At 72.9% G+C, this 12,551-nt stretch carries 12 protein-coding genes and 2 pseudogenes; 9 read left to right on the top strand and 5 right to left on the bottom strand.

What is annotated here, in order from left to right; genetic code table 11:
• Nucleotides 1-87, top strand: a pseudogene (locus tag ACQKM2_RS27495) (aquaporin family protein); the annotation flags it as partial.
• Nucleotides 88-304: 217 nt separating this feature from the next.
• Here the strand turns inward: ACQKM2_RS27495 and ACQKM2_RS27490 are convergent.
• The 5 genes and pseudogenes from ACQKM2_RS27490 to ACQKM2_RS27470 form a co-directional block, all read right to left on the bottom strand.
• Nucleotides 305-499, bottom strand: a pseudogene (locus tag ACQKM2_RS27490) (helix-turn-helix transcriptional regulator); the annotation flags it as partial.
• A gap of 115 nt (nucleotides 500-614) precedes the next feature.
• Nucleotides 615-1,547 (bottom strand): ParB/RepB/Spo0J family partition protein, encoded by a 933-nt coding sequence (locus ACQKM2_RS27485; RefSeq protein WP_427714441.1) that lies wholly within the window; start codon nucleotides 1,545-1,547, stop codon nucleotides 615-617.
• Entirely contained in the window at nucleotides 1,544-2,803 is a 1,260-nt protein-coding gene (locus ACQKM2_RS27480) for a ParA family protein (RefSeq protein ID WP_427714440.1), read from the bottom strand. Before ACQKM2_RS27480 ends, ACQKM2_RS27485 begins: the two co-directional genes overlap by 4 nt.
• Before the next feature lie 102 nt (nucleotides 2,804-2,905).
• On the bottom strand, nucleotides 2,906-3,577 hold the full coding sequence (locus ACQKM2_RS27475) for a ScbR family autoregulator-binding transcription factor (RefSeq protein ID WP_427714438.1): 672 nt from the start codon (nucleotides 3,575-3,577) through the stop codon (nucleotides 2,906-2,908).
• Nucleotides 3,578-3,686: 109 nt separating this feature from the next.
• Entirely contained in the window at nucleotides 3,687-4,952 is a 1,266-nt protein-coding gene (locus ACQKM2_RS27470) for an FAD-dependent monooxygenase (RefSeq protein ID WP_427714436.1), read from the bottom strand.
• 107 nt (nucleotides 4,953-5,059) lie between these two features.
• Between ACQKM2_RS27470 and ACQKM2_RS27465 the strand changes: the two genes are divergently transcribed.
• The 8 genes from ACQKM2_RS27465 to ACQKM2_RS27430 all read left to right on the top strand — a co-directional run bounded on the left by ACQKM2_RS27465 (nucleotide 5,060) and on the right by ACQKM2_RS27430 (nucleotide 12,534).
• On the top strand, nucleotides 5,060-5,797 hold the full coding sequence (locus ACQKM2_RS27465) for a TetR/AcrR family transcriptional regulator (protein WP_427714434.1): 738 nt from the start codon (nucleotides 5,060-5,062) through the stop codon (nucleotides 5,795-5,797).
• Between the two features lie 50 nt (nucleotides 5,798-5,847).
• Complete coding sequence (locus ACQKM2_RS27460; protein WP_427714433.1) at nucleotides 5,848-7,062, top strand: cation:proton antiporter; 1,215 nt, start codon at nucleotides 5,848-5,850, stop codon at nucleotides 7,060-7,062.
• A gap of 240 nt (nucleotides 7,063-7,302) precedes the next feature.
• Nucleotides 7,303-7,935: a TetR family transcriptional regulator gene (locus tag ACQKM2_RS27455; protein ID WP_427714432.1), complete on the top strand. Its 633-nt coding sequence runs from the start codon at nucleotides 7,303-7,305 to the stop codon at nucleotides 7,933-7,935.
• Between the two features lie 239 nt (nucleotides 7,936-8,174).
• A complete protein-coding gene (locus ACQKM2_RS27450) occupies nucleotides 8,175-9,023 on the top strand; it encodes an AfsR/SARP family transcriptional regulator (RefSeq protein ID WP_427714430.1) in 849 nt (282 codons plus the stop codon).
• Nucleotides 9,024-9,101: 78 nt separating this feature from the next.
• Nucleotides 9,102-9,851 (top strand): ScbR family autoregulator-binding transcription factor, encoded by a 750-nt coding sequence (locus ACQKM2_RS27445; protein WP_427714428.1) that lies wholly within the window; start codon nucleotides 9,102-9,104, stop codon nucleotides 9,849-9,851.
• Nucleotides 9,852-10,052: 201 nt separating this feature from the next.
• Nucleotides 10,053-10,874, top strand: coding sequence for an AfsR/SARP family transcriptional regulator (locus ACQKM2_RS27440; protein ID WP_427714426.1), 822 nt, complete (start codon nucleotides 10,053-10,055; stop codon nucleotides 10,872-10,874).
• Between the two features lie 34 nt (nucleotides 10,875-10,908).
• A complete protein-coding gene (locus tag ACQKM2_RS27435) occupies nucleotides 10,909-11,310 on the top strand; it encodes an SgcJ/EcaC family oxidoreductase (RefSeq protein ID WP_427714424.1) in 402 nt (133 codons plus the stop codon).
• 18 nt (nucleotides 11,311-11,328) lie between these two features.
• A complete protein-coding gene (locus ACQKM2_RS27430; protein ID WP_427714422.1) occupies nucleotides 11,329-12,534 on the top strand; it encodes an epoxide hydrolase family protein in 1,206 nt (401 codons plus the stop codon).
• Nucleotides 12,535-12,551: the final 17 nt, after the last annotated feature.

The raw sequence follows: 12,551 nt of genomic DNA, 5'->3' as shown, positions 1-12,551 counted from the left end.
CTCGGCGAGGTCGTGGCGACCGCGGGCCTGATCCTGCTGATCTTCGGCCTGGCCAAGACCGACCGGCTGCGCTTCGCGCCTGTCGCGGGGCCGGGGTGGGGGCGGGGGCCGGTTCGGCGTTAACGGCGTCAATGGTCGGGGTGGGCGGCGCGGCGTTAACGGCGTTAACGGTCGGGGTGGGGGTGGGTTCGGCCGGGGGTTCGGCGTTAACGGCGTTAACGCCGTCGGCGGGGGCCGGGTGGAGGGCGGCGAGGCCTTCGAGGAGGCGGGCGTACGCGGCGCGCTTCGGGGGCCGGGGGGCGGTGCGGCCGGTTTCCCAGGAGGTGACGGTCTCGCGGCGGACGGAGAGGGCCTTGGCGATCTGGTCCTGGCTCAGGCCGGCGGCCTCGCGCAGGCGCTTGCGCTCGTCGGGGTGGGGAAGCCCGTCCTGGGCGGCCGCTTCTTCGAGCAGGGCGTCGACCGCTGCGAAGAGGGTGGTCTGTTCGTTCGTCTCGCTCATCGGTACTACCTCCAGGAGCACCTTATGTGAATCGCACGCTTGAACGCACATGAAACACACGTGGGGGCGTTAACGGCGTTAACGCCGTCAGCGCCCCCGGCGTGGGTGCGGCAGCTCAGATGCGCTGCATGAGGAGCTCCGTGACGGCTTTCAGGTCGTCCGGGGTGAGGTGGGCGGTGAGGGCGTCCGCGATGGTCTCCGGGGAGTTCGTGGAGATCGTGATGCGGGGCGTGGCTGCGGTGGGGGCAGCGGGGGCGGGCTTCGGGGCGCTGGCGGCGTTAACGGCGTTAACGCCGTTAACGGTCTGGGGCGTCGGGCGGGTGCGCTGGCGCGGGGGGTTAACGGCGTTAATGGTCTCGGCGGCGGCGGCCGTCTGTTCCTCCTGGGGGAGGCGGCCGATGCGGCGGGCCGGTTCGACCTTCAGCTCGCCCGTCTCCACCTTCTCCTGGAGGTCGGGCGTCAGGTTGAGGAGGGTCAGGCGCTGGGAGACCCAGGCCGGCGTCTTGCCGATCCGCTTGGCCACCTGGGCCTGGGAGCCGTGGACGTCGACCAGTTCCTGGAGGGCGCGGGCCTGGTCCATGGGGGCCACGTCGACCCGGTGGACGTTGGCGATGAGCGCCGATTCGAGGATGTCGGCGGCAGAGGCGGACAGGGCGTCGTTGACGTGGATGTGCATCGTCTTGAGCCCGGCCAGCTGGGCGGCCGCGAGGCGGCGGTTGCCGTCGATGACCACGTACGGGGCGCGGCCCAGGCCGTCGGTCTGGCCCGGGTGGGCCTCCATGAAGGCGAGCCGGGTCGCGACCGCGAGGGGCTGGAGCTGGCCGCGTACGGTCAGGGACTGGGCCAGCTCGTCGAGGTCGGTGAGGTCCTCGCGGAGGTTGAACGGGTTGTGGGCGAGGGCCTCGATGGGAACCTCGGAGGGCGGGACGACGCCGGAGGTGGGGGCGCCCGTGGCCTCGGCGATGGCGGCGCGGCGGGAGCTGACGCTGACGGGCTGGGCCCGTGCGAAGGAAGCCGAGACGCCGAGCTTGTCTGCCTTGCTGCTCATGAGATCTCCCGGGCGAGGGCGCGCAGGGCGACTGCCTGGTCGCCGTTGGGGGCGTAGACGAAGAGGGGCTGCTTGAGGCGGACGGACTCGCGCTGTTCCTTGAGGTCGGGGACGATCGCCACGACCCGGGGATCCTTTATGTCCATCCAGGCCTGGAGGGACGAGGTCGCGATGTAGCCGCGGCGGCCGTCGTAGAGGTTCACGACGAGGCCGAGGTAGTCGATGTCGAGGCTGAGGTCGTCGCGCAGGTCGTTGATCTGGGACGTGAGGAGGTCGTAGGCGTCCGCCGAGGAGTCCTCCGCCTGTACGACGATCAGCGCGCCGGAGGCGCCGGGCTGTTCGGTGTCGCGGCGGCGGCCGTAGTAGATCGCGGCGTCCATGCTGAGGCCGAGGCTGGGCGGGCAGTCGATGAGGATGACGTCGTAGTCGGACTCGACGGGGGCGAGGGCGCGTTCGAGGGCGGCCTCGCGGGCGCGGACGGTGGAGAGGCGGACGTCGAGGAGGAAGGCGTCCGTGCAGGCCGGCAGGAGGTGGAGGCGGTCGCCGAACCGGTCGTGCTCGATGGGGGCGATGAGGTCCTGGAGGGGGCCCTTGGCTTCGCCGGCCATGTGGCAGGTGAGGCTGTCGCCGCCGATGGGGAGGGGCTGCTGGCCGAGCTGCTTGGTGAGGTGGCCCTGCGGGTCGAAGTCGACGAGCAGGACGCGCATGCCCAGGCCCGGGAGGTCTTCGAGGTCGAGGGCGGAGGTGGCCGGGTGCCCGGCGTCCGCTTCCTCGGGGGTGGTGCGGCGGGCCAGTTGGCGGGCGACGCGGACCGGGTGGAGGCTGGCCGGGTCTTCGGCGAGGGCTTCGGCGGTGCCGGCGGTGACGGCCGTCTTGCCGACGCCGCCCTTCTGGTTGCACACGACGATGCGGCGGACGACGGACGGCCGCTTCACCGTGGGGGCCGGGTTCAGCTCCAGCCAGAGGTGCACCGCCTGGGCGAGACCCTGGATGAGGGAGACGCCGCGGTCCTTGGAGTCGGTACGGAAGGACTCCCACTGGCCGGCGGGCAGCCAGGTGGAGAACGACTCGGCGCCGGAGGTGTCGACGGGGGAGGGGGCGGAGGCGAGGGCGCTCCAGTGCGCGATGCCCTGGTGGACGGCGTCCTGGATGTCGACCCGCAGTTGGGCGGTGCGGATCTTCAACTCCTGGCGGAGCCACGGGGGGAGCTTGGAGACGACCTTCTCTCGGTCGTTCTGGGACGAGGGCGAAGTCATGAGAGGGACTTTACTAACGTTCTTGGGTGCGCGTGGGCGCCACGCTTGGGTTTTGCTAACGAAATGGACGACGGGGCGCCCGGATCCGCCCTGGGTGCTCCGTCAGCCGACCGGTACGGGTGCCTGCGGGGCGGGCAGGTCGAGTTCGGCGCGGCAGGCGGCAGAGCCCGCCGGGTCGAAGAGGGGGATGCGGGGGGCGGGCACGATGCCCGGCAGGAGGTAGTTCCACAGGTCGACGACCCGGGCGTGCAGGTCCTCGCGGTCGGCACGGACGTGCGAGGTCACCTGGACGCCGGTGAACGAGCCGACGATGAAGGTCGAGAGGTCCTGCACGTCGAGCGAGGGCAGGACGTCGCCGCGTTCCTGGGCCGGCGTCAGACAGCTGCGACAGGTCTCGATCCAGGCGTTGTACGGGGACGGGTCCGGGCTGGTGAACGAGCCGAACTCGATGACCAGGCGGATGCCGGCGCGGATGCGGACGTTGGTGCGCAGCCCGAACGCCATCTGGTGGGTGAGGTCGATGACCGTCTGGAGGCCCGGGTCCTCCAGGGCCGGGACGTCCTCGGACACCTGGAACTGCTCGTCGATCAGGGTCCGGGCGAGGGCTTCCTTGGAGGGGAAGTGGAAGTAGAGGGCGCCCTTGGTGACTCCGGCGCGTTTGACGACGTCGCTGAGGCTGGTACCGCCGAAGCCGGCGCGGTCGAAGGCGACGGCCGCGCCGTCGAGGATCGCCTGCCGGGTGATCTCGGCCCGTTCCTGCCTGACCCTCGCCACGTGTGCTCCTGATTGTCGGTTACGTCCGCTGTGGGGAAGGTCAATCTAGTTCGGGCGGGCGAAAGAAAACCAGTCGACCAGTACTTTTAAGGGGCTTGGGCGTGGGGTTTTATGGCTTGTTGGGGCGGTTTTGGTTGTTACTTTTTGCTGGAAGGTGCGGGGGAGGGGGCGTTAACGGCGTTAACGCCGTTAACGGGGGCGGGGGAGGAGGGGCAGGGGGGAGGGTGGCCGTGGTGCGGCCCTGTTTCAGCAGCCAGGCCAGGGCGCGGGGTTGCCTCAGGAGGGTGTTGCGCAGGCGCAGGCCGAGGGTGCTGGCGGGGGCGAGGAAGGGGCCGGTGCGGTCGCCGCCCCGCTGGCAGGCCCGCGCGTAGGGGCGGACGAGGGACTCGTAGCGGCGGAAGGCGGACCGGGGGTCCTCGGGGGTGCGGGCCAGTTCGGCCGCCAGGACGTACGCGGCGACGACGGCGGTGCCGGTGCCCATGCCGCCGATCGTCGCGCCGCAGGCGGCGTCACCCAGGAGGGCCGTCCGGCCGGTGGACCAGTTGCCGACGTCGGCGCGGCTGATGGAGTCGAACCAGAGGTCGTCGGCGGCTGCGAGGGTGTCGAGGAGCGGGCCCACCCGCCAGGGCAGACCCGCGAAGGCGCGGGTGATGAGCGCCTTGTGGGCGGCCGGGTCGTTCCGGTCGTACGGCAGCTCGGGTGAGGCGAAGAGGAAGAAGGCGCCCGCCCGGCCGGGGGCGGCGGGCGGGGCGGCGACGGAGGCGAGGCGGCCGGGGGCGTTGAAGCCCACGGAGCCGGGGCGGGTGGGGTGCGGGTCGCCCGGCAGGCTCCAGGTGGCGGCGTAGTGGCCGAGGTGGGAGACGTACCGCTCCTCGGGGCCGAAGGCGAGGCGGCGGACGGTGGAGTGCAGGCCGTCGGCGCCGATGACGACGTCGAAGGTGCGGGGCGGGGCGTGGCGGAAGGTGACGTCCACGCCGGCCGGGGTCTCGGTGAGGGAGGTGACCGTATCGCCGAAGAGGTACTCGGTGGAGGAGCGGGAGGCTTCCTGGAGGATCCGGGAGAGGTCGCCGCGCAGGACCTCCACGTCTCCGCCCGCGAAGGCGGCGGGGAGGCGGAGGAGTTCCCGGTCGTCGGCGTCCACGAAGGTCATCGGGGTGCCGCCGGTCTGGACGCGGCGGAGCTCGTCGAGGACGCCCATGCGGTCGAGGACGTGGAGGTGGGTCTCGCCGCGGAAGTCGACGGCCCGGCCCCCGGGGCGCGGGGCGGGGGCGATCTCGACGACGGTGGGGTGGAAGCCGTGGCGGGCGAGCCAGTGGGCGAGGGCGGGGCCGGCGATGCCCGCGCCGGAGATCAGGACGGTCGTGACGGGCGGCATGGGGAGTCGGTCCTTCGGGGTATGGGGGCGCGAATTATTGCGTCCGGTGGATGCTGTTTCTTGTGTGTACGGTAGACGCGGTTTTGGTGCGAGGGCAAGGGGATCCGGTGGCGGACGGGCAGTGGGCTGCGGCGGTGCGGTTGTTGTGGGGGCCGCCGGTGACGCCGGCGCGGGGGCCGCGGCGGGGGCTGACCCTGGAGCAGATCGCGTTGGCCGGTGTCGGCATCGCGGACGGTGAGGGGCTCGGCGGGGTGTCGATGCAGCGGGTGGCCGGGGAGTTGGGGGTCACCAAGATGGCGCTCTACCGGTACGTGCCGGGCAAGGCGGAGGCCGTCGCGCTGATGGTGGAGGCCGCGATGCCGGATCCGGCCGGGGGGCTGGACGCGGCGCTGGCGGTGGCCGGGGACGGCTGGCGGGAGCGGCTCGGGGTGTGGGCGCGCGAGCTGCTGGCCGGCTTCCGGGCCCATCCGTGGCTGCTGGACGCGACGGTGGGGGCGCGGGCGGTGGGGCCGCGGGAGGTCGGGTGGCTGGAGCGGGCACTGGCCGCGCTGGAGGGCTGCGGGCTGACCGGGGCCGAGGCGATGGACGCCGTGGTGCTGGTGGCCGGACACGTCCGCGGGATCGCCGAGCAGGAACGGGCGACGGCCGGCGCCGGGGGCCCGGACGAGGAACTCGGGGCCGTGCTGGCGGAGGTCGTGGGGACGAGGGGCGAGGAGTATCCGGCGCTGGCCGGAGCGCTGGCCTCCGTCGCCGCGCACGGGGGGCAGGACCAGGCCCTGGAGTTCGGGCTGGAGCGGATCCTCGACGGCATCGGGCTGTTGGTGGGGCGGCGGGCGACCTCCTGAAGTCGCAGGCCCTCTGGTTCTGGGGGAGGGGCCCGGGGCAGGACAGGGCCGTGGCGGGTGGAGTGCTGGGCGCCGTGGCGGTGGTCGTGCTCGCGTGCGGGGCGGGCGGGGTGCTGGCCCGCCGGGTCGGGCAGCCGGCGGTGGTCGGGGAGATCGCCGTGGGGATCCTGCTCGGACCCACGTTCCTGGGGTGGCTGTGGCCCCGGGGGCAGCGGTGGCTGCTGCCGGACGAGGTGCTCCCGCATCTGGCGGAACTGGGGAACCTCGGGCTCGTCGTCTTCATGTTCCTGGTGGGGCTGGAACTAGACGTGGGGATGCTGCGGGGGCTGCGACGGGCCGTGGTGGTGGTGAGTCAGGCGAGCGTGTGGGTACCGCTGGGGCTCGGGGGGCTGCTGGCGCTCGGGCTGTACGGGACGTTCGCGCCGGAGGGCGTGGGGCGGGCGGAGTTCGTGTTGTTCGTGGCGGTGGCGCTGAGCGTCACCGCCTTTCCCGTACTGGCGCGGATCCTCACCGAACAGGGGCTGTACGGGACGCCGGTGGGGGCGCTGGCGATGGCCTGCGCGGCGGTGGTGGACGTGATCGCCTGGTGCCTGCTGGCGGTGGTGGTGGCCGTCGCCGGGGGCGGTGGGGCGGGTGCCGGGCTGTGGCGGGCGGCCCTGGCCGGGGTGTTCGTCGCGGGGATGTGGTGGGGGGTGCGGCCGTTGCTCGCCCGGGGGGCCGGACGGTGGGGGGTGGGGGAGCGGGGCGGTGGGGTGGTGGTGGTGCTGTTCGGCGGGGTCTGCCTGGCCGCGTACGCGACGGAGGCGTTGGGGGTGCACGCGCTGTTCGGGGCGTTCGTCTTCGGTGCGGTGGTGCCGCGGGGGGTGGAGGCGGTGGAGTCGGCGGCGCGGCGGATGCGGGACTTCGCGGTGCCGGTGCTGCTGCCGCTGTTCTTCGTGGGGAGCGGGCTGCGGACCGACGTGGGGGCGCTGCGGGGCGGCGGGGTCTGGTGGTGGGCGGCGGCGGTGCTGGGGGTGGCCGTCGCGGCGAAGTGGGGCGCGGCGGCGGTGGCGGCGCTGGCGGCGGGGATGCGCCGGAGGGACGCGGTGCTGCTGGGGGCGCTGATGAACTGCCGGGGGGTGACGGAGCTGGTGGTGCTGAACGTGGGGCTCGGGCTGGGGGTGATCGGGGTGGAGCTGTTCACCGTGCTGGTGCTGATGGCCCTGGTGACGACGGCCGCGACAGGGCCCGTGGTGCGGGCGCTGGGGGTACGGGGGCGGGGGTAGGGCGTTAACGGCGTTAACGGTGGCGGTGGCCGCCGGTCCGGGGTGTGGGGTGGGCGTTAACGGCGTTAACGCCGGTGGGGTGGTGGGGGAGCTGCCGGTGTCCGCGGCGTTGACGGTGGGGGGCGGCTCCGCCGGGAGTCCGGTCCGGCTCCGGTGCGGGAGTCGACTGTGGCCCAGGATCTCGTACCCCCTGGATGTGGGGCGGCCCGCGGATGCGGCGATTGCGGTGTGGAGCCCCTCATGGTCAAGCAGGAGCGTGCGGCACGCACGCGGGAATCTCTCGTGCTCGCCGCGGCGGAGGTGTTCGCCGCGGAGGGCTTCGCGGCCGCGTCGATCGCCGCGATCAGCGAGCGGGCCGGGGTGACCTCCGGCGCGGTGCAGTTCCACTTCGACGGCAAGCCCGCCCTCGCCCGCGCCGTGGAGGCCCGGGCCGCGCGGGCGCTGCGGCGGATCGCCGAAGCGGAAGGCGAACCGGATCGGGCCGGCGCCCCCTTGAAGGTGCTCGTCGACGCGACGTACGCGCTGCTGGAACTGCTGGCGGCGGACGTCGTCGTGCGGGCCGGATTCGCGCTGGGCGCCGACGCGGCCCACCAGAGCCTGGTGGATCTGCGCGGGCAGTGCCGTCTGTGGGCGGAGGAACTGATGGCCACCGCCGACCGGGCCGGGCTCCTCGCCGAGGGACTGGCTCCGCAGGACGCGGCACGGGTGGTGGTGGCCTTCACGGCCGGGCTGAAGGCGTTGGGGGCCGTGGAACCGGAATGGACCCCCCATCAGGCGCTGGCCCGGATCTGGACGGTGGTGCTGCCGGGTATCGCACCGGCCGGGGCGGAGCCCGCGGAGCCCACAGAGCCCACGGAGCAAGAAACAGACTGAATGGTTTGATTTTATGGCCCCGATGGGTGTTATATGACCCCTGTTGTGAGGCGGCTGAAGGGCTCCAAGCTGTCCTGGGTGAGCGGGTTGTCCGCGAAATCCCAGGTCAGATGGGATTTCTGGGTGGCGCCGAGATTTCGCCAGGCTGAGAACTGCCTGGACGGCGATGCATTGACAAACCGTCCGTCCTGTTTTCTACTGGCTCTTGCGACCTCATCCAAAGGACAGGGGAGTACGACGTGGACATCGATGTACTGGGCGCGCTCGCCGTGCGGGAGAACGGGATCTCCATCACGCCCACCGCCCCCAAGCCCCGGCAGGTCCTGGCGCTCCTGGCCCTTCACGCCGATCAGGTCGTGCCGGTGTCGGCGCTGATCGAGGAGCTGTGGGGGTCGATGCCACCTCGCAGCGCGCGCACCACCCTGCAGACGTACGTGCTCCAGCTGCGCGCGCTCATCGCGACCGCCCTGGAGGGGAACGGCGACGAGGACCGCACGGCCAAGGACGTCCTCGTGACGCTGCCCGGCGGCTACCTGCTGAACAGCGACCGCGGCACCAGTGACGTCCGCGAGTTCGACCGGCTGGCCGGGATGGGCTACCGGGCGATGGACGCGGGCGACTTCCCCGTCGCCGCGCAGCGGCTGCGCGAGGCGCTCGGCCTGTGGTCCGGGCCCGCCTTCGCCGACGTGCAGGGCGGGGTGCAGCTGGACATGGAGACGCGCCGCCTGGAGGAGACCCGGCTGTGCGCGCTCGACCAGCGCATCGAGGCCGACCTGAAGCTGGGCCGCCACCGCGAGCTGCTCGCGGAACTGACCGTGCTGGTGAGCCGGTACCGCACCCACGAGAACCTGCACGGGCAGTTCATGCTCGCCCTGCACCGCTCCGGCCGGCGCGGCGAGGCGCTCGACGTGTTCCAGCGGTTGCGCGCCACGCTCGTGCGGGACCTCGGGCTGGAGCCGTCCACCGCGCTGCGCAGACTCCAGCGGTCGATCCTGATGGCGGGTCCGGAGGGCGTGGGCAAGCCGGCGGTGGTGGCCGGGGCGGGCACCGGGGCGGCCGTGCGGGCCGAGCGGCTCGTACGGGCCTGACCCGCGCGCGGCCGGCGCCGGGCGGGGCCGGCCGGCGGTAGGTGCAGGGACGGAGCGGGGCGAAAGGGAGACGGAGCGGTGCAGGAGAGGTCGGAGCGGACCCGCAGGCGGTTGGTCTTCGCCGGGGCCGAGTTGTTCCACCGCAACGGGTACGCCAACGCCACACTCGGTGAGATCGCGGGTGCGGCGGGGGTCACGAAGGGGGCGTTGTACTTTCACTTCGCCTCGAAGGACGAGCTGGCGGACGCGGTGCAGCAGCGCGGCTGCGGCCTGCTGCACGAGGCGGTCCGGGGGCTGCGGGAGGGCGGAGCCTCGCCCTTGCAGGCGCTGATCGACACGACGCACTGGCTGGCGCGGACGCTGCACGAGGATCCGGCGATCCCGGCGAGCTTCCGGATCACCAAGGAGTGCGCCGGGCACCAGCCGACCTCGGTCGACTTCCACGGGGCGTGGCTGTCGGCGGTGTGCGAGCTGCTGCGGATGGCGCGGGACGTGGGAGAACTGCCGCTGGACCGGCCGGCCGTCGGGGTGCCCGACGGTGCGGAGGACGCCGGTTCGGCCGCCGACCGGTGGGAGAGCGCCGAGGCGTTGGTGGCGGCGGCCGTCTGCGGGATCGAGGTGCTGGCCGGGACGGGGCTGTCGTACGAGGAGCTCCAGCGGAAGGTGGCGGCCCTGTGGGGGCTGCTGCTGCCGAGCCTGGTGGGCGCGGAGCGGGTGCGGGAGTACCGGATCGCTGCCGATTCCGCTGCCGATTCCGCTGCCGATTCCGCTGCCGCTCGGGAGCCGGGTGGGGGGCGGAGGTACGAGTTCCTCGGGAGTGCGGTCTAGCGGCCCCGGGCGCGCTGGTCTCGCCGGAGTGTGTGGCGGCCCGTCGGCAGTGGTCGTACGGCCGCGGGGGTCCAGGGGTTGCCGGAGGGTGCGGCGGCCGGGGGCCTGGGTGTCGGCAGGGGCCGGAGTGGGTGTGGGAGACGGCGCGCCGGGGCTTCCGGTGTCGTCGGGGTGCATCGACGAACTGCGGAGGAGGAGACCATGAGGATCCGGATTCTGGGACCGTTCAGTGCCGAGGTCGACGGGGAGTCGATCATGCCGTCGGCGGGCAAGCCGCGGCAGATCCTGGCCCTGCTCGCGCTGTATCCCGGGCGCGTGGTGCCGGTGCCCACGCTCATGGAGGAGATCTGGGGCCAGGACCTGCCCAACAGCGCGCTGACCACCCTCCAGACGTACATCCTCCAGCTCCGCCGCAGGCTGGGCACGGCCATGGGGCCGGGCCGGCCGGGGGCCGCCAAGGACGTCCTCACGACCCGGCACGGCGGGTACCTGCTGCAGGTGCCGCCGGAGGCCGTCGACGTCCACGCGTACGAGGACCTCGTCGCGCGGGGCCTCGCCGCCTTCGAGGGCGGCGACGACGAGGGTGCCGCCGCCCGTCTGCGGGCGGGGCTCGCGCAGTGGCAGGGGCCCGCGCTGGTCGACGTACGGGTGGGGCCGGTGCTGGCGATCGAGGTCATGCGGCTGGAGGAGAGCCGGCTGGTCGCGGTGGAGCGGCGGATCGACGTCGACCTGCGGCTCGGGCGGCACACCGAACTCCTCGCCGAACTCACCGAGCTGACGGCACGCCACGCGCAGCACGAGGGGCTGCACTCCCAGCTGATGGTGGCGCTCTACCGGTCCGGGAGGCAGGGCGCCGCGCTGGACGCGTACCGGCGGCTGCGCGGCCGGCTCATCGGGGAGCTGGGCGTCGAGCCGTCGCCCCAACTGCAGCGGCTGCACCAGGCGATGCTGACGGTCGACCCGGCCCTCGACGTCGTGGCCGGACCCCGGCGGGGCTCCACCTTCGATCTCTACGCCGCTTGATCTCAAGCGTGGTTGAGGTGCGAGGATGACGCGCATGGACAACGACACCACGCCGCGCGCGGCGGACATCGCAGCGATCAACGAGCTCGTCGCCACCGTCGAGCGGTCCCAGCAGAACAAGGACCCCGAGGAGTTCCTCGGGCTCTTCCACCCGGACGCGATATGGACCACGGCCCACGGCAAGGTCCTCATCGGCTTCGACGCGATCGCGGAGTTCACCCGGCAGGTGCTGCCCGCCGCCGACTGGGACGGCAAGGTCTCCTACGAGGTCGGGCACGTGTTCTTCATCCGGGACGACGTCGCCGCCGTCAAGGTCCGCCAGCGGTACCTGGGCGCGGGCGAGGAGAGCGAAGGGGCCCCGCTGTACGTGGTCTCCCGGCAGGACGACGGGCGCTGGCTGCTGACCGCCTGCCAGAACACCCAGGTGCTCGGGTAGGACTGGCATCGTGGGGGCATGGACGATCATGGTGTGACGCCGTTCCGGCTCGACGTGCCGCAGGAGGAGCTCGACGACCTCGACGCGCGGCTGCGGCGGACGCGGTGGCCCGACGGGCTGGAAGGCGTGGGGCGGGCGTACGGGGTGCCGCCGCAGGAGATGCGGGAACTCGTACGGTACTGGCGCGAGGAGTACGACTGGCGGGCCGCCGAGGCGCGGCTGAACGAATGGCCGCAGTACACCACCGTCATCGACGGGGCCCGGGTGCACTTCGCGCACGTCCGCTCGCCCGAGCCGGACGCCCTGCCGCTGCTGATGACGCACGGCTGGCCGGGGTCGTTCGTGGAGTTCCAGAAGGTGGCGGGGCCGCTGACGGACCCGCGGGCGTACGGCGGGGACCCGCGCGACGCCTTCCACCTGGTGCTGCCCAGCATTCCCGGCTTCGGGCCGTCCGGGCCCACCACCGAGGCCGGCTGGGAGTTCAAGCGCGTCGCACGGGCCTTCGGGGCGCTGATGGAGCGGCTCGGGTACGACGCGTACGGGGTGCAGGGCGGTGACTGGGGCGCCGCCGTCTCGCGGGAGCTGGGGCGGATCCGGCCCGGCAACGTGGTCGGGGTGCACCTGAACCTGCTGCCCGGGGCCGGGGCCACCGCCGAGCCCGGGGAGGCGGAACTCGCGGCGCTGGAGCCCGCCGAGCGGGAGCGGACGCTGGCCTCCTGGGAGCGGTACCGGGTGTGGGCGCGGGAGCGGCAGGGGTACGCCGACATCCAGGCGACCCGGCCGCAGACCCTCGCGTACGGGCTGAACGATTCGCCGGCCGGGCTGCTCGCCTGGATCGGGGAGAAGTTCACCGAGTGGAGCGACCCCCGGACCCCCGTCGACCGGGACCAGATGCTGACCAACGTGATGCTGTACTGGCTGACGGGGACGGCCGGTTCGGCCGCGCGCATCTACTACGAGCGGGCCCACGCCGACTACCACGGGCAGCCGCCGGAGGTCTCGCACACCCCGACCGCGCTCGCCGACTTCCCGCGGGACAACTTCGTCCCGCTGAGGCACATCGCCGAGCGGACCGACCGGATCGTGCGCTGGACCTCGTACGACAGGGGCGGGCACTTCCCCGCGATGGAAGTACCGGAGCTGCTCGTCGGAGACGTCAGAAGTTTTTTCGGTTCCTTCCGGGAAGGTGTCACATCCGGCGGGGCCCGTCTGTCCCCTGGGTGAGACCACGACGGAGGAGG

This window comes from Streptomyces sp. NPDC004126, from assembly GCF_050275515.1.
Taxonomy (GTDB): Bacteria; Actinomycetota; Actinomycetes; order Streptomycetales; family Streptomycetaceae; genus Streptomyces.
The sequence above is the reverse complement of the archived record's forward strand: the minus strand, read 5'-3'. Positions and strand labels throughout refer to the sequence as shown.

Bases quoted from the DNA above. Each gene is read 5' to 3' on its own strand.
- ACQKM2_RS27485 (WP_427714441.1), bottom strand. From the start codon at position 1,547: ATGAGCAGCAAGGCAGACAAGCTCGGCGTCTCGGCTTCCTTCGCACGG.
- ACQKM2_RS27480 (WP_427714440.1), bottom strand. From the start codon at position 2,803: ATGACTTCGCCCTCGTCCCAGAACGACCGAGAGAAGGTCGTCTCCAAG.
- ACQKM2_RS27470 (WP_427714436.1), bottom strand. From the start codon at position 4,952: ATGCCGCCCGTCACGACCGTCCTGATCTCCGGCGCGGGCATCGCCGGC.
- ACQKM2_RS27455 (WP_427714432.1), top strand. From the start codon at position 7,303: ATGGTCAAGCAGGAGCGTGCGGCACGCACGCGGGAATCTCTCGTGCTC.
- ACQKM2_RS27440 (WP_427714426.1), top strand. From the start codon at position 10,053: ATGAGGATCCGGATTCTGGGACCGTTCAGTGCCGAGGTCGACGGGGAG.
- ACQKM2_RS27435 (WP_427714424.1), top strand. From the start codon at position 10,909: ATGGACAACGACACCACGCCGCGCGCGGCGGACATCGCAGCGATCAAC.
- ACQKM2_RS27430 (WP_427714422.1), top strand. From the start codon at position 11,329: ATGGACGATCATGGTGTGACGCCGTTCCGGCTCGACGTGCCGCAGGAG.